We start from the raw sequence: 16,070 nt of genomic DNA, 5'->3' as shown, positions 1-16,070 counted from the left end.
CGGGATCAGCCTGCCTTGGCCGTCTTTTTGGCAGCTGCCGTCTTGGAGGGGGCCTTCTTTGCAGCTGGCTTCTTGGCCAGACCCTTCTTCGCCGCCGTCTTCGTGGCGGTCTTCTTCGCAGAAGGTGTCTTGGCCGCAGCCTTCTTGGCTGGAGCCTTGCGTCCACGGGCCGATTTCTTCGACGGACCGGCCGCGCGGCGGGCCTTGAGAAGCTCGACAGCCTCAACCAGCGTCACCGCTTCGGCCACGACAGTCCGGGGCAGGGTGGCGTTGGTCTCACCATCGGTCACATAGGGCCCGAAGCGCCCGGCCTTCACCACGATGGGCTTGCCGGATTCCGGATCCTCGCCTAGGGGGCGGCCGGGATCGGCCGCGCCGCGACGGGCGCCGCCCCCGCCGCTTTCCTTGGTGACGATCAGATCGATGGCCCGGTTGGCGCCGATCTCGAGAACATCGTCGCCGGGGCCGAGATTGGCGTAGACCTTGCCGTGCTGAACGTAAGGCCCATAGCGGCCGATGCTCACCAGGATCGGCTCGCCGGATTCCGGATGGGTTGCCACCTGACGCGGCAGCGCCAGGAGCTTCAAGGCTTTCTCCAGGTCGACCATGGCCGGAGACATGCCCTTGGGCAGGGACGAGCGCTTGGGCTTCTCGCCTTCCCCCAGCTGGACGAAGGGGCCGAAGCGGCCGTCGCGCAGCGTCACTTCAAGGCCGGTTTCAGGATCCGTGCCCAGCACCTTCACGCCCGGCGCACCGCCGTTCTCGGAGGAGCCGTCGCCTTCGCCCTCGACGCCGTTGGCGGCAAGCTGACGGGTGTACTTGCACTCGGGATAGTTGGAGCAGCCGATGAAGGCGCCGAACTTGCCCAGTTTCAGAGAGAGCTGGCCCGTGCCGCAGGTCGGGCAGGTGCGCGGATTGGAGCCGTCGCCCTTGTCCGGGAAGATGTGCGGCCCGAGCAGCTCGTTCAGGGCGTCGAGCACTTCGGTGGTGCGCAGCTCCTTCGTCCCGCCGATGGCGGCGGAAAAGTCGCGCCAGAAGTCGCGCAGCACCTGCTTCCAGTCGATCTCAGAATTGGAGATCCGGTCGAGCTGCTCCTCGAGATCCGCGGTGAAATCGTATTCCACATAGCGGCGGAAGAAGCTCTCCAGGAATGCGGTGACGATGCGCCCCTTGTCCTCGGGCACGAGCCGCTTCTTCTCGATGCGCACGTATTCGCGATCGCGCAGGGTCTGCAGCACGGCGGCGTAGGTCGAGGGACGGCCGATGCCGAGCTCCTCCATGCGCTTCACGAGCGAGGCTTCCGAATAGCGCGGCGGCGGCTCGGTGAAGTGCTGGCTCGCATTGATGCGACGGCGTTCCAACGGATCGTTGGCTTTCATCGGTGGCAGGCGGCCTTCATCCTCGTCGCCCTCGTCGTCCTTGCTCTCGTTGTAGAGGGTAAGGAAGCCGTCGAACTTGATCACCTGGCCGGTGGCGCGCAGATCGAGCCTGCGCGGGCCGACTTGGGCCGCGATGTCGGCCGTGGTGCGCTCGAGCTCGGCCGATTCCATCTGGCTGGCGATAGTGCGGGTCCAGATCAGGTCGTAGAGGCGGGCCTGCTCGGGCTCCAGGTACTTCGCCACCTGTTTCGGCAGTCGGCTCATGTCCGTCGGACGGATAGCCTCGTGGGCCTCCTGCGCGTTCTTGGCTTTGGTGGTGTACTTGCGCGGCGCACCCGGCACATAGCGGTCGCCGTATTCCTTGCCGATGACGCGGCGGGCGGCCTGCACGGCTTCGGGCGCCATGTCGACGCCGTCCGTACGCATATAAGTAATGAGACCGACCGTCTCGCCGCCGATATCCACGCCCTCATAGAGGCGCTGCGCGATGCGCATGGTCTGGGCAGGGGCCAAGCCCAACTTGCGCGAGGCCTCCTGCTGCAGAGTCGAGGTGGTGAAAGGCGGATAGGGGTGGCGCTTAGCGGGCTTGGCCTCGATGTTAGCCACGGAGAACGTCGCGAGCTCCAGATCCTTCTTGAAAGCCTCCGCATCCGTGCCGTTGCCGATGTCGAGGCGCTGGATCTTCTTGCCGTCGGCGCCGACGAGGCGCGCATCGAACACGCCGCCGTCCCTCGTGGCCAGGGTGGCGATTAGGGACCAGTATTCGCGCGGCTTGAAGGTCTCGATCTCGAGCTCGCGGTCGCAGACGAGGCGCAACGCCACCGACTGAACGCGGCCGGCCGATCGGGCCCCGGGCAGCTTGCGCCAGAGCACGGGCGAGAGGGTGAAGCCCACCAGATAGTCGAGGGCGCGGCGGGCCAGATAGGCATCGACGAGGGCCTGGTCGATCTCGCGGGGCTGGCGCAGGGCCGCCTGTACCGCGTCCTTAGTGATGGCGTTGAAGGTCACGCGCTCCACCGGCATGTCCTTGAGGACGCGCTTTTCCCGCAGAGCCTCCAGGACGTGCCAGGAAATCGCCTCGCCTTCGCGGTCCGGGTCGGTGGCGAGGATGAGCTTCTCGGCTCCCTTGAGAGCCTTGGCGATGTCGGAGACCCGCTTCGAGCCCCGGTCCTCGAGCGTCCAGATCATACGGAAATCGGCATCCGGGTCGACTGAACCATCCTTGGCGGGCAGATCGCGGATATGCCCGAAGGAGGCCAGGACCTCGTAATCCTTGCCGAGATACTTATTGATCGTCTTGGCCTTTGCAGGCGACTCGACGACGAGGACTTTCATGAACGAATTCCTAAAAGCGGGAACAGGCGGAGGCCCTGTTGCCAAGGCGGATACGGCGGTCAGCCCCTGACCGTCGCAGGGCGGGATAAGTGGTTGATGATCGCCGACAAGTCAAATCGGACTTGTACGTATGTTTCCTATATGGCCACGAAGGCCCGTTCCAGCAAGGGAATTACCGCGGGCCCAAGGTCGTTGGCACCGATCATCCGGGACGGCGCAGCAAGGCGGGTCAAGGCATAAGCCTCGGTGATTTGAGGTGGCGCGGAGCGGGCAAGGGCCGCTGTGGCGGCCAGGATGAAAAGCCGCTCCGCCACGAACCTCGCCTTCGCTTCGGGATCGGAGGATTGTAGGGCTAGAACGATGTCCCGTGCGGTATCCGAGGCTCCCGGAAGACCGGTGACATCCGCCATCAGGCGCTCCAGCACGGAGGCAGCCACCTCGGGCTCCCGGTTCTCGGCGCGGATGATGTCCAGGGCGATCACATTGCCCGAACCCTCCCAGATCGCGTTGACCGGAGCCTCCCGATAAAGGCGGGGCAGGGCGCTCTCCTCCACATAGCCGTTGCCGCCAAGGCACTCCATGGCCTCGTAGAGGAGGCGCGGAGCGGCCTTGCAGATGCCGAACTTGGCGGCCGGGGTGATGAGCCGGGCATAAGCCGCCTCGTGATCGTCGGCGCGTTCGACATCGAAGCTGTGCGCAGCCCGCAGGGCGAGAGCTGTCATGGCCTCGCCCTCGAGGACGAGGTCCGCCAGGACCATCCGCATGGCGGGCTGGTCGATGAGCTTCTTCTGGAAGACGCTGCGATGCCGGGCATGATGAAGGCCGAGTGCCAGCCCCATCCACACGAGGCCGGCCGAGGCCACTGCGCAGTCGAGGCGGGTCAGCTGCACCATCCCGATGATGGTGCGCACCCCACGTCCTTCCTCGCCGATTCTCCAGGAAAAGGCCTCCTGGAACTCGGCCTCGGACGAGGCATTCGAGCGATTGCCGAGCTTGTCCTTCAGCCGCTGCAGGCGAATGGCGTTGAGCGAGCCGTCGGGCCGGAACCGGGGTACGAGGAAACAGGTCAGCCCGCCGGGAGCCTGGGCGAGCACCAGAAAGGCATCGCACATCGGAGCCGACATGAACCATTTGTGGCCGGTGAGGACGTATTCGTCCCCGGCCCTGGCAGCGGCACGGGTAGTGTTGGCACGGACATCGGTGCCGCCCTGCTTTTCGGTCATGCCCATGCCGAGGGTGACGGCGGTCTTCTCCCAGAAGGGGATGAAGCGGGAATCGTAATCTCGAGAGCGGATCTTCGGCAGCCACTCGGCGAGTCGGGTCGCGGAAGCGGCGAGCGCCGCCACCGAGGCATGGGTCATGGTGACGGGGCAGATATGACCGCTCTCGACACCCGACGCCGTATAGAGCCGCGCCGCCCGCGCCACGTGGGAATGACCGGACCCGGGCTCATCCCAGGTCGAGGCATGGAGGCCGTCCTCCATACTGGCCCGCATGAGGACATGATAGGCGGGATGGAACTCGACCGCATCGATCCGGTAGCCTCGCGCATCGTGCGTGCGGAGCTTCGGCGGGTACTCGTTGGCGAGACGGCCGATGTCGAGCCGCTCAGCCGACCCCCAGGCCTCGCCGAAGGCAACGAGGCCTTCCGCCTCCGCGTCGACGCCGTTCGCCTTCAGCGCATCGAGCAGGGGGCGGTTGCTCGCGATCAGGTTCACGTCCCCAAAGGGCGGCGTCTGGTTGAAGACCTCGTGCGTGTCATGGCTCGACGGCATAGCGTGATCCTCGGCGATACACAGCTCTCAATTGTAGTACGTTTCCGAACCCGCAACAGGATTCCCTCCGGCTCGCGGAGAGGGAGAAGCGCGCGAGTGTCATCCCCGGCGGCCCGTGAGGGCCGGGAAGGGGATCCATCACGCGGGGCGTGTAAGCGGCTCCCCTTGCCCTCCGCTGCGTTCCGGCCGGGAATGACACTCTCCCCGTCATGGCCGGGCATGTCCCGGCCATCCCGATCAGAAAAGCACGGCGCCTGACCAAAGCGCGATCACCGGCACAAGGCCGATGATGACATGGTAGGGCGGCGGGCGAGAAACTCGGCTTGCCGCCGTTTCCCGGACCGCCTATAGCCATCGCTTTAAGATGACTGACGCCCCCCGATCCGTTTTTCCCCACCGGCATCTCCTCGGCATCGAGGGGCTGTCTCCATTGGACATTCAGGCGCTACTCGACCTAGCCGACCAGCAGGTCGAGGTGAGTCGCCAGATCGAGAAGAGCAAGTCGAGCCTTCGTGGCCGGACCCAGATCAATCTTTTCTTCGAAGCCTCCACCCGCACCCAATCCTCCTTCGAGATCGCCGGAAAGCGCCTCGGCGCCGACGTGATGAACATGCAGGTCGGATCGTCCTCGGTGAAGAAGGGCGAGACGCTGATCGACACCGCCGTGACGCTCAACGCCATGCGGCCCGACATCATCGTCGTGCGCCATCACGCGGCCGGTGCGGTGCATCTCCTCGCCCAGAAGGTCGACTGTTCGGTGGTCAATGCGGGCGACGGCGCACACGAGCATCCGACCCAGGCGCTCCTCGATGCGCTCACCATCCGCCGCAACAAGGGCCGCATCGAAGGCCTGACCGTGGCGATCTGCGGCGACATTCTGCACTCCCGCGTGGCGCGCTCCAACATGATCCTGCTCGCCGCCATGGGCGCGCGGGTGCGCCTCGTCGCGCCCTCGACCCTGTTGCCGCCCGGCATCGCCCGGCTCGGTTTCGAGACCTTCACCAGCATGAAGGAGGGGCTGAAGGACGCGGATATCGTCATGATGCTGCGCCTGCAGCGCGAGCGCATGAACGGCTCTTTCGTGCCCTCGGTCAAAGAGTATTTCCGCTTCTATGGGCTCGATCAGGAGAAGCTCGCCTTCGCCAAGCCCGACGCGCTTGTGATGCATCCTGGGCCGATGAACCGGGGCGTCGAAATTTCGTCGGACGTCGCGGACGGCCCGCAGTCCCTGATCCGCGAACAGGTCGAAATGGGCGTCGCCGTGCGCATGGCGGTGCTGGAGGCTCTGGCGAGCCATCTGCCGAACCGGTGAGAGGCGTCATGAGCAGCCAACCCATCCTTTTCAAGAATGCCCGCCTCATCGACCCCGCCGGCGACCGCGAGGAGCGGGGCGGGGTGCTGGTGCGCGACGGATTCATCCAGGCCGTCGGCCCGCAAGTCGCGGAAGCGGCCGACGCGCAGGTGATCGATTGCGGCGGACAGGTGCTCAGCCCTGGTCTCATCGACATGCGCGCCTTCATCGGCGAGCCGGGCGGTCCGTACCGCGAGACCCTCAAGAGCGCCGGCGAGGCGGCTGCGGCCGGTGGTGTCACCACCGTCGTATCCATGCCCGATACGAGCCCGGCGCTCGACGATCCGGCGGTCATCGATTTCATCGTCCGCCGCGCGCGCGATACGTCCATCGTCAACATCTGCCCGGCCGCTGCCCTGACGAAAGGGCTGGAGGGGCAGGAGATGGTGGAGATCGGCCGCCTCAAGGAGGCTGGCGCCATCGCCTTCACGGACGGCGCACGCTCGCTCACGAATGCCCAGGTGATGCGCAGGGCGCTCACCTACGCCCGCGATTTCGATGCGCTGATCATCCACCACGTGGAAGATCCCGACCTCGTCGGGCAGGGCGTGATGAACGAGGGCGAGTTCGCTTCGCGCCTCGGGCTGCCCGGTATCCCGCGCGAGGCCGAGACGGTGATGCTCGAGCGCGACATCCGGCTCGTGCGCCTCACGGGCGGGCGCTACCACGCGGCCATGATTTCGTGCGCCGATTCGGCGGAGATCATGCGGCGCGCGAAACAGGATGTGCTGCCGGTCACCTGCGGGGTCTCCATCAATCACCTGGCGCTCAACGAGAACGACATCGGCGATTATCGGACTTTCCTGAAGCTCTCGCCGCCGCTCCGGCATGAGGACGACCGGCAGGCGATGATCGAGGCGCTGGCCGACGGCACCATCGACGTGATCGTCTCTGACCACAATCCACAGGATGTTGAGAACAAGCGGCTGCCCTTCGCCGAGGCGGCCGATGGGGCTGTCGGGCTCGAAACCCTGCTCTCGGCGGCTTTGCGCCTCGTTCATTCGGACCGCATTTCGCTGCCGAAGCTCCTGCGCGCCCTGTCGACGAAACCGGCGGAAATCCTTGGTCTTCCAGGCGGGCGGCTTGCCGTCGGCGCACCGGCGGATCTCATCGTCTTCGATCCGGACGCGCCTTACGTTCTCGACAAGCGTCAGCTCAAATCGCTGTCCAAGAACACACCCTTCGACGAAGCCCGTCTAGAGGGTCGGGTTTCGACAACGATGGTTGCGGGCAGGGTAGTTTTCCAGCACGATACGATGTAACGAGAAATGAATGTCTGACGAAGCCAACCTCCTGCACCTGCTGGCCGCTCTGGTCTTCGGCTATCTTCTGGGCTCTATCCCGTTCGGCCTGATCTTCACCCGCATGGCGGGCCTGGGCGACGTGCGGAAGATCGGCTCCGGCAACATCGGCGCCACCAACGTGCTGCGCACCGGTCGCAAGGGGCTGGCCGCCGCCACCTTGATCTGTGATGCGCTCAAGGGCACGGCCGCAGTGCTGATCGCCGCGCAATGGGGGCCGCAATTCGCAACGATCGCGGCGCTCGGCGCATTCCTGGGCCACCTCTTCCCCGTATGGCTCAGGTTCAAGGGCGGTAAGGGGGTCGCCACGTTCATCGGCGTGCTGATCGGCCTCAAGCCCCTGGCAGCCTTGATCTTCGCCCTGATCTGGCTCGGCGTGGCCGTCGCCAGCCGGTATTCCTCCCTTTCCGCCCTGGTCGCCAGCGCAGCGACGCCGGTCGTCCTGTGGCTCCTCGGTGAGCCGGGAATGGCCGGAACGGCGGTCATCCTCGTGGCGCTTCTCTGGTGGAAGCACAGTCAGAATATCAGCCGCCTTCTCGCTGGGACCGAAGGCAAGATCGGACAGAAGGGATAATCCATGATCCTGACGGATGAGCAGCGTCTCGACTGGCTTCGCCTCATCCGCTCGGAGAATGTGGGACCGCGCACCTTTCGCGCCCTGGTCAACCAGTATGGAGGCGCAGCCGCCGCCCTGGAGGCCTTGCCGGATCTCGCCCGCCGCGGCGGGCGCCTGATGCTGAAGGTCTGCAGCCGGGCCGAGGCCGAGAAGGAGATGGTCGCCGCCGCGCGCCTCGGCGTCCGGTTCATCGCGATGGGCGAGGCGGATTATCCGAAGACCCTGCAGGCGATCGATACCGCGCCGCCTTTGATCACTCTTCGTGGCTCGGCCGACCTTCTGGCGAGACCCTCGGTGGCCATCGTCGGATCGCGCAACGCCTCGGCCTCCGGCCTGACCTTCGCCGAGCGCCTGTCGCGCCAGCTCGGCGAGGCCGGTTACGTGGTGGTGTCCGGACTGGCGCGGGGCGTCGACACGAAGGCCCACAAGGCGACGCTGGAGACCGGAACGGTTGCCGTGCTGGCAGGCGGTCAGGATCGGGTCTATCCGGCCCAGAACGAACCGCTGCTGCAGGCCATCGTGGAACAGGGCGGAGCGGTGATTTCCGAGATGCCCATGGACTGGGAGCCACGGGGGCGGGATTTTCCGCGCCGGAACAGAATTGTGTCGGGTCTCTCCTACGGTGTCGTCGTCGTCGAGGCGGCGCGCCGATCCGGCTCGCTCATCACCGCGCGCTTCGCCCTGGAGCAGGGGCGGGAGGTCTTCGCCGTTCCGGGCTCGCCGCTCGATCCTCGCGCCGAGGGCACGAACGATCTCATCCGCGAAGGTGCGACCCTCTGCGCCGGCGTCGAGCATGTGACGAGCGTCCTGGAGCCGCTGATCGCCTCCGGCCCCCGCCTCGACCGGAGCGTGGAGGAGCCGCATTCCACGCTCGGCTCCGAGGAGCTCTGGGACGAACTGGACCTTCCCGACATCGTCCGCGCTCCCGTGAGGCCGGTCATGCCCGAGACCGGGCTCGATGAGGAAACGAATGCGGACGAGACCGATCTGATCGCTTTCCTCGGACCTTCGCCGGTTGCCGTCGACGATCTGGTCAGGCAGTCCGGGCTGTCGATCCGCAACGTTCAGATGGCCTTGCTGGAACTCGAGATCGCCGGACGGCTCGAACGCCACGGCGGCAATGCGGTCTCGCTGATCGTCGGGCGCTGAACTGCTTAACGGTCCTTTTCAGCTACCTGAAGATTTCTGACGGCCTCCAGCCTCACCATGTCCAGGAGATAGGCCAAAAGATCGAACTTTGCCTCACGGGCGAGGAACGACAGCTCTGCGGCAAATTCGGAAATATATTGAGCCGTCTCCGTCGCCGACATGCCCGGCCGGCCATGGCCAGTCACCCCGGCAGTCGCTTGCAGTTCGTTCGGAGCCGGGACCTGGAGGAATTGGCGCGGGGGTTTCGACATCGAGGCCGACACTGTCTCTCTGTTTCAAATCGGCTAGATAGTAGCACAACCAAAAATAAAACAAGCTGATTTTACCTAACCTTAGGTTGTATATTCAGCCCAGAAGAGAAATCAACAGTGGCATCGAGGCGAGGGCCAGCAGCGTCTGCAGGGTCAGGATCTCGGCCATGAGGCCGGCATTGCCGCCCATCTGGCGGGCAAGCACATAGGCGGCGCTGGCCGACGGTACGGATGCTGCGATGATCGTCACCGTCATGTCGTCGCCAGTCACGCCGATGAAGCCCCCATAGGTCACTGCGATGATCGGCATGAGAACGAGTTTGAGGCCCGCAGCCAGGATATGAGGCAGCCCCGGACTGGCGAGCCTTCGGATGTCGAGGCCCGCGCCGACGATCAGCAACCCTGCCGCCAGCGCCGCCCGCCCCGTCAGCTCGATATATCCGGCGATCGGTTTCGGCAGTGGCGGCGCCAGGAGATTGAGCACGAGACCCACGGCGCAGGACCAGATGAAAGGATTGGTCAGGAACGAGCGCAGGATGTCCCAAGGGCTCTGCTTGGGCCTTCCAGCAAACCGGATGAAGACGTAGAAAGCCAGCAGGTTGAGGAGCGGCACCATGGCCGCGATGACGACCGCGATCAGGGCGATCCCGCGCTGTCCGAACAGGCTTCCCGCGACTGCGAGCCCGACGAAGGTGTTCCAGCGCGTGGCGCCCTGGAAAATGGACGTGAAGCTCGGACCGTCGATACCGAACCTGCGCTCCAGCACAGGCCTCAAGGTCAGCACGAGGGCGGCCATCGTCAGAATGGCGCCGGTCAACGCGCCGCCGACCCCGAGGACCGGAACAGACGATAGGTCGGCACGGGACAGGGTGTCGATGATGAGAGCCGGAAAAAAGATCACGTACGTGACGCGCTCGAGCCCGGCCCAGTGCTGCTCGCTCACGAAATTCGTCGCCCGGCAGAGCCAGCCGGTGGCGATGATCAGAAAGGTGGGGATCAGGCTGGCGAGAATGGCAGACATGGACAGCCGGAAAAGAGGCCGGACCAGGGATCCGGGAAAGCGGGTGCATGAGGCGCTTAAGGTGTCTCGGAGACATCGACAAGTGCCGGATAAGCTTGCATTGGAATTAGGACCACACGCCCCACTTCTTTTCTCCGCGTCCGGTCCGAGGCCCTTGATGATCCAGGTGACGAATTCCATCGCGCTCGATGAGGCGGAACTCCAGGAAAGCTTCATCCGCGCCTCCGGTCCGGGCGGCCAGAACGTCAACAAGGTCGAGACTGCCGTCCAGCTGCGCTTCGACGTGCGCAACTCTCCGTCATTGCCGGACTACGTAAAGGAGAAGCTGGAGCGGTTGGCCGGAAAACGGCTGACGAACGAGGGCGTTCTCATCATCACGGCCCAGCGGTTCCGCACCCAGGAACGCAACCGGGAGGATGCGGTCGAACGTCTGGTCGAACTGATCCGCCAGGCGACGGAGCGCCCGAAGCCGCGCCGCCCGACGCGGCCGACCCTGGCGTCGAAGAAGCGCAGGCTGGAAGCGAAGGGGCGGCGGTCCGAGATCAAGAAGGGCCGCAGCGGTAAGCCCGGGTTCGATTGAGCCGTCACCCTTGAAGAACGATGCCGCCGAAGCCTAACAGATCGGCGAAGACGGCGAACACGACTCCGAGCCCGACGAGGATCAGGCCGGCGAGAAAAAACCGGATCGAGCGGTTGTACCGTTTGAGCTGGAGCGAGGAGACGAGGAGCAGATCCGCGAGAGCCTTGACCTGAAGGGCAAGGCCCAGCGTGATCGAGGCCACCGAGACGAGATCCGTTTGCATCCATTCCCCAGGAAGCGCCGACCAGCGGCTCAAGAACCCGAGGGAAAAGCCGACAACGACTCCGATGGCCGTGATGGAGCCGTTGCGGAAGGTGGAATCGACCCGCTGCTGCTCGTCGCTTTCGACGGGTTCAACCGCATCCTTCGCCATCGTCGGGCTCCGCCTCCGGGCGAGTCCAGAGTTGAACCCGGCCGGAGGCGATCTTACCGCACTTTACGGCCAGGGTCGTCTCAACGAAGACGCTAAAATCATCAGCCGTAGTTGCGATCGACACCGACATCAGCGGTGTCGGATACCGTGTTCGTCGTGAGGGCCACGGCGATCTCGAATACGCCGATGATCAGGTGAGGCCAGAACACCTGATCCGCAAAGCCGAAAAGCCACGGCGAGGCCGCCAACAGTAGACCGCCCGCCGCATCGACGCCGAGATGGGCCCGCATCGGGATCAGCCTCGCCAGCGAGAAGTCGTAATCGGTCATGAGGCTCATGACCAGGATGGCGGCCCCAAGGATCATGGGCACCCATTGGGCCGGCCCGTTATCGGCGAAGCCGAGCACGAAAGGAGCCATGATCAGGGCGAGCCCGGTCAGATAGTCGACGGCACCGTGGATACGGGTTGGAATGAAACGCATGTACAATCCTCATTTGGCTTGGCTGCCTGTGAGCGCGAGGGCGCACCAGTCAAACCCTATTCAGAGGCAGTGTTCCCGAACCGGATGTGCTAACTCTCTGAATTAACTTATGTTATTCCACCGGCGGATAGGTGTGCTCGCCGCCCCTGAAGTCCGAGACCGTAAGGCAGCCTCCATGGTCATGGACGGCATCCGGTCCAATCACGGCTTTGCCGTGGCCGCCGGGAATGTCGAGGATGTAGGTCGGTTGGCAGAGCCCGGAAATCCGTCCTCTCAGGCCCGCGACCAGAGCCCGGCCTTCCTCGATGGTCAGGCGAAAATGGCTCGTGCCGGGGGCGAGATCCGGATGGTGGAGGTAATACGGCTTCACCCTCGTCTCCACGAAGGCCCGCATCAGGGAGGCGAGCGTGTCGGGGTCGTCGTTTACGCCCTTCAACAGCACGGACTGGCTGATCATGACGATGCCCGAATCGACGAGCCGTGCGCAGGCGGCCCGTGCCGCGGGCGTCAGCTCGCGCGGATGATTGGCATGAAGGGCCACATAGGCTGTTTTTCCGCTTGCCTTCAGGGCCGCGACCAAGGCGTCGTCGATCCGCTCCGGCTCGACCACGGGAACGCGGGTGTGGAAGCGCACGATCTTCACGTGATCGACGGCCGCCAACCGCTGCATGATCTCGGCGAGACGGCGGGGCGAGAGCACCAGTGGATCTCCACCCGTGAGGATCACCTCCCAAATGCCCGGATGGTCCGCGATATAGGCGAACGCCTTGTCCATGGCCCCGGGCGAGAGAGTGCCGAGCCCCTGCGGGCCTACCATCTCGCGGCGGAAGCAGAAGCGGCAATAGACCGGGCAGACATGAACGGCCTTGAGCAGCACACGGTCGGGATAGCGGTGGACGATGCCCTCGACCGGCGAATGGGCGATGTCGCCGATGGGATCGGCGCGCTCCTCGGGCGTCACATCCAGTTCGGCCGCATCCGGCACGAACTGGCGGGCGATGGGATCGTTCGGATCGTCCCGGTCGATCAGTGCGGCCATGGCGGGGCTGATCGCGACGGCATAGCGCTCGGCCACGCGCTCGATCCCGGCCCGATGCTCCGGTGCGACGAGGCCCGTCTCGACCAGCTCCGCAGGCGTGCGAAGGGGAAGGATCGCGTTCAACGGCCTGTCTCCGGCACGGGAGCCCAGATCACCTGGTCGATGCGCGAGGCGCCGGTGGCGAGCATCACGAGCCGGTCGAAGCCGAGCGCGATGCCGCTCGCCTCGGGCATGTGGGCCAGCGCCGTCAGGAAATCCTCGTCCACGGGATAGGTTTCTCCATAGACCCGCATCTTTTCCGCCATCTCGGCCTTGAAGCGCCGACGCTGTTCGGCCGCGTCCGTCAACTCGCCGAAGGCGTTGGCGAGTTCCACGCCGCAGGCATAGAGCTCGAACCGTTCCGCCACACGCGGGTCACGGGCGGTCGGACGGGCGAGGGCCGCTTCCGCGACCGGGTACTCGTCCAGGATCGTGGCCCGACCGAAGCCGAGATTGGGCTCGACCCGCTCCACGATGACTCGGCTGAACAGATCCGCCCAGGTATCGTCCGCCGCCACCCGCAGGCCCGCATTCTTCAGGCTGGCGGCTAGGTGCTCCCGATCCGTCCCGCCGCTCCCGTCGATGGAAGCGAGAAGATCGATCCCGGCAAAGCGCTCGAAGGCCTCGGCCACGCTCAGACGCTCCGGCTCCCGGAAGGGATTGGTCTCCCGGTCACGGTAGGTGAGGGTGCGGGTGCCGGCCGTCTCGGCGGCGAGGCCCAGAATTGCGCCGCAATCCTTCATGAGCGCCTCGTAGCTCTCGCCCGTCCGGTACCATTCGAGCATGGTGAATTCCGGGTGGTGCAGGGGGCCGCGCTCGCGGTTCCGGTAGACATGGGCGAAGCAGGCGATGCGGGTTTCGCCCGCCGCCAGCAGCTTCTTGCAGGCGAATTCGGGAGAGGTGTGGAGATAGAGAGACGCCCGCGACCCGTCGAGGCCGATCGCTTCGGTAGCGAAGGCATGGAGATGCGCCTCGTTTCCCGGCGAGGTCTGGAGCGTGGCGGTATCCACCTCCACGAAGTCCCCCGCGGCGAAGAACTCTCGCAGGGCCGCCTGGATGCGGTTCCGGCCCAGAAGAAACGGGCGCCGGTCCGCATGGACGTGGGGCGTCCACCAGGGAGAGGGGGCAGGCACGGGTTGATCCATTCCAAAGGCGCTCGTTAAGGTCGGACTGGCGATTTGCGCGAAGATAGGCTACTTGCGGCTCCGAAAACCGTTTTCGACGCCACTGGGGGCAGGACGACCCGACCCTCACGACGCGCCCCTATCTGTCACAAGGAAAGCCTCCCGTGAAGGTCATCGCCTCTACGCTCCGCAAAGGCAACGTCGTTGATATGGACGGCAAGCTCTATGTGGTCCTCACCGCCCAGAACATCCACCCCGGCAAGGGCACCCCGGTGACCCAGCTCGACATGCGCCGCATCTCGGACGGCGTGAAGGTCTCCGAGCGCTACCGCACCACCGAGCAGGTCGAGCGTGCCTTCGTGGAGGACCGCGAGCACACCTTCCTCTATCAGGACGGCGAGGGCTTCCACTTCATGAACCCGGAGACCTACGATCAGGTGGTCGTGCCGGAGGACATCATCGGCGACCAAAAGCCTTATCTCCAGGAAGGCATGGCCGTGATGCTCTCGACCCATAACGGCGTAGCGATCGCCATCGAGCTGCCGGCCCGCGTGACCCTCGAGATCACCGAGACCGAGCCGGTCGTGAAGGGCCAGACGGCATCGTCGTCCTACAAGCCCGCCATGCTGTCGAACGGCGTGCGCACCCTGGTGCCGCCCCACATCCAGGCCGGCACCCGCGTGGTCATCATGACGGAAGACGGCTCCTACGTGGAGCGCGCGAAGGACTGAGGTTCTTCTCCATCTCTCGTCACCGCCGGCCTTGTGCCGGTGATGACGTCCAGCGATGCAGATCAGACCTTGAAGGGCAGGCGGTTTCGGTGAAGGGTCACCGGACGTCCTGCCCTTGAATTTTTGGAGTCGAACCGTTTCATGGCGTCCGGTCTTGTGAATCCCATCAATCCACTTGTCACGGATGTCGGGAGCCCTCCGATCCCCGAGGCGCAGAGCTGGACCGAGCGCTATGATGGGTCCTTCGGTCCGCTGATCAACCTCTCGCAGGCGGTTCCGGGCAATGCACCCCATGCTGGACTGCTGGAGCGGATGGCGGCTGCGGCCGGCTCCGCGGGCGGTTCGCAATACGGCCCCATCAATGGCGATGCGCCTCTCCGGCAAGCCTATGCGGCCGATCTCTCCCGCCTCTACGAGGGCCGGATCGAGCCGGAGGACACGGCGATCACGGCAGGCTGCAACATGGCCTTCTTCGCCGCCATGATGCTGCTGGCCCATCGCGGCGAAGCGGTGCTGCTGCCGACGCCCTGGTATTTCAATCATCAGATGACCCTCGACATGCTGGGGATCGAGCCGCGTCCGCTGCCCTGCCGGCCCGAGACCGGATTCGTGCCGAGGGTGGAGGATGCGGAAGCGCTGATCGACGGGAACGTTCGCGCCATCGTGCTCGTCACACCCAACAATCCGACCGGGGCGGTTTATCCCGCTCACGTGATCGAAAGCTTCGCGCAGCTCTGCGCCAAGCGCGGCATTTATCTCGTGATCGATGAAACTTACCGGGACTTCCTGCCGCAGGGTATGAACCGCGCCCATGGTCTGTTCATTGGCGAGAAATGGCGCGAAACGGTCATCCAGCTCTATTCCTTCTCGAAATCCTACGCGATCCCGGGGCACCGCACGGGAGCCATCACGGCCGACGCGCTGCTGATCGAACAAATTGCCAAGATTCTCGACTGCATCCAGATCTGCGCCCCGCGCACGGCCCAGGCCGCGTTGCCATGGGCCATCGACGCCTTGCGCGATTGGCGGGAGGACAACCGGGCCGAGATCAACCGGCGTGCACAGGTTTTTCAGGACGCTCTCGCGCCTCTGCCGGAATGGAAGATCGAATCGGTCGGAGCCTATTTCGCCTTTCTGCATCATCCTTTCCAAGGGGCCGGAGCGCAGCAGGTGGCCGAGAAGCTCGCGACCGAGCGGGGCGTCCTGTGCCTGCCGGGAAGCTATTTCGGCCCGGGCCAGGAGGGCCACCTGCGCGTCGCGATCGCCAACGTGGGAGCCGATGTCCTGAAGGGGCTGACCGAGCGCTTCAAGGACCTTCGGCTCTGACGCTCCCCGGGAGGGCAGGCGACAATCTGCAGGGCCTGCCCTTGGCAGGATGGCAGAGGGACGGTTACTCTCTCCTTCAATCAAGGCATCCGATCGGGATGTTCGGGGATTCGTTTTGACCGTCAAAGTGGACGCGACCGCAGAACCAGGAGACCGACATGCGGATCCGTTGAATGGATCCGCAAACGGCGGGGCCTT

At 65.0% G+C, this 16,070-nt stretch carries 15 protein-coding genes; 7 read left to right on the top strand and 8 right to left on the bottom strand.

Annotation, left to right across the window (positions count from 1 at the left end; translation table 11 throughout):
* Nucleotides 1–5: 5 nt before the first annotated feature.
* Nucleotides 6–2,714 (bottom strand): type I DNA topoisomerase, encoded by a 2,709-nt coding sequence (gene topA, locus KHP60_RS02670; protein ID WP_213562024.1) that lies wholly within the window; start codon nt 2,712–2,714, stop codon nt 6–8.
* 137 nt (nt 2,715–2,851) lie between these two features.
* A complete protein-coding gene (locus KHP60_RS02665) occupies nt 2,852–4,489 on the bottom strand; it encodes an isovaleryl-CoA dehydrogenase (RefSeq protein ID WP_213562023.1) in 1,638 nt (545 codons plus the stop codon).
* Nucleotides 4,490–4,853: 364 nt separating this feature from the next.
* On the opposite strand from KHP60_RS02665, the gene KHP60_RS02660 reads away from it, so the two are divergent.
* From KHP60_RS02660 to dprA, 4 genes are read left to right on the top strand one after another with little or no spacing between them, the layout of a single operon-like run.
* Nucleotides 4,854–5,801: an aspartate carbamoyltransferase catalytic subunit gene (locus tag KHP60_RS02660; protein WP_213562022.1), complete on the top strand. Its 948-nt coding sequence runs from the start codon at nt 4,854–4,856 to the stop codon at nt 5,799–5,801.
* Nucleotides 5,802–5,809: 8 nt separating this feature from the next.
* A complete protein-coding gene (locus KHP60_RS02655; RefSeq protein WP_213562021.1) occupies nt 5,810–7,102 on the top strand; it encodes a dihydroorotase in 1,293 nt (430 codons plus the stop codon).
* A 10-nt stretch (nt 7,103–7,112) separates the two neighbouring features.
* Complete coding sequence (plsY, locus tag KHP60_RS02650) at nt 7,113–7,715, top strand: glycerol-3-phosphate 1-O-acyltransferase PlsY (RefSeq protein ID WP_213562020.1); 603 nt, start codon at nt 7,113–7,115, stop codon at nt 7,713–7,715.
* Nucleotides 7,716–7,718: 3 nt separating this feature from the next.
* Nucleotides 7,719–8,906, top strand: coding sequence for a DNA-processing protein DprA (gene dprA, locus KHP60_RS02645; protein ID WP_213562019.1), 1,188 nt, complete (start codon nt 7,719–7,721; stop codon nt 8,904–8,906).
* 5 nt (nt 8,907–8,911) lie between these two features.
* On the opposite strand, the gene KHP60_RS02640 is transcribed toward dprA, so the two are convergent.
* On the bottom strand, nt 8,912–9,157 hold the full coding sequence (locus KHP60_RS02640) for a hypothetical protein (RefSeq protein WP_213562018.1): 246 nt from the start codon (nt 9,155–9,157) through the stop codon (nt 8,912–8,914).
* A gap of 94 nt (nt 9,158–9,251) precedes the next feature.
* Nucleotides 9,252–10,178 carry an AEC family transporter gene (locus KHP60_RS02635; RefSeq protein WP_213562017.1) on the bottom strand — a complete coding sequence of 309 codons (927 nt, stop codon included), beginning with the start codon at nt 10,176–10,178 and terminating at the stop codon, nt 9,252–9,254.
* 157 nt (nt 10,179–10,335) lie between these two features.
* On the opposite strand from KHP60_RS02635, the gene arfB reads away from it, so the two are divergent.
* Complete coding sequence (gene arfB / locus KHP60_RS02630) at nt 10,336–10,758, top strand: alternative ribosome rescue aminoacyl-tRNA hydrolase ArfB (RefSeq protein ID WP_213562016.1); 423 nt, start codon at nt 10,336–10,338, stop codon at nt 10,756–10,758.
* A 4-nt stretch (nt 10,759–10,762) separates the two neighbouring features.
* Here arfB and KHP60_RS02625 read toward each other — a convergent pair whose 3' ends face one another.
* From KHP60_RS02625 to epmA, 4 genes are all read right to left on the bottom strand, one after another.
* A complete protein-coding gene (locus KHP60_RS02625) occupies nt 10,763–11,131 on the bottom strand; it encodes a hypothetical protein (protein WP_213562015.1) in 369 nt (122 codons plus the stop codon).
* A 101-nt stretch (nt 11,132–11,232) separates the two neighbouring features.
* A complete protein-coding gene (locus KHP60_RS02620) occupies nt 11,233–11,613 on the bottom strand; it encodes an SPW repeat protein (protein WP_213562014.1) in 381 nt (126 codons plus the stop codon).
* 112 nt (nt 11,614–11,725) lie between these two features.
* Complete coding sequence (locus KHP60_RS02615; RefSeq protein ID WP_213562013.1) at nt 11,726–12,775, bottom strand: lysine-2,3-aminomutase-like protein; 1,050 nt, start codon at nt 12,773–12,775, stop codon at nt 11,726–11,728.
* On the bottom strand, nt 12,772–13,824 hold the full coding sequence (gene epmA, locus KHP60_RS02610; RefSeq protein ID WP_213562012.1) for an EF-P lysine aminoacylase EpmA: 1,053 nt from the start codon (nt 13,822–13,824) through the stop codon (nt 12,772–12,774). Before epmA ends, KHP60_RS02615 begins: the two co-directional genes overlap by 4 nt.
* Nucleotides 13,825–14,024: 200 nt before the next feature.
* Between epmA and efp the strand changes: the two genes are divergently transcribed.
* Both efp and KHP60_RS02600 read left to right on the top strand, forming a co-directional pair.
* Nucleotides 14,025–14,546, top strand: coding sequence for an elongation factor P (gene efp / locus KHP60_RS02605; protein WP_246408201.1), 522 nt, complete (start codon nt 14,025–14,027; stop codon nt 14,544–14,546).
* Between the two features lie 141 nt (nt 14,547–14,687).
* Complete coding sequence (locus KHP60_RS02600; protein ID WP_213562011.1) at nt 14,688–15,872, top strand: aminotransferase; 1,185 nt, start codon at nt 14,688–14,690, stop codon at nt 15,870–15,872.
* The last annotated feature ends 198 nt before the right edge of the window (nt 15,873–16,070 follow it).

It is taken from the genome of Microvirga sp. 3-52, from assembly GCF_018383585.1.
GTDB lineage: Bacteria > Pseudomonadota > Alphaproteobacteria > Rhizobiales > Beijerinckiaceae > Microvirga.
Note: the sequence above shows the minus strand (reverse complement) of the source record. Positions and strands in the feature narration are given on the sequence as shown.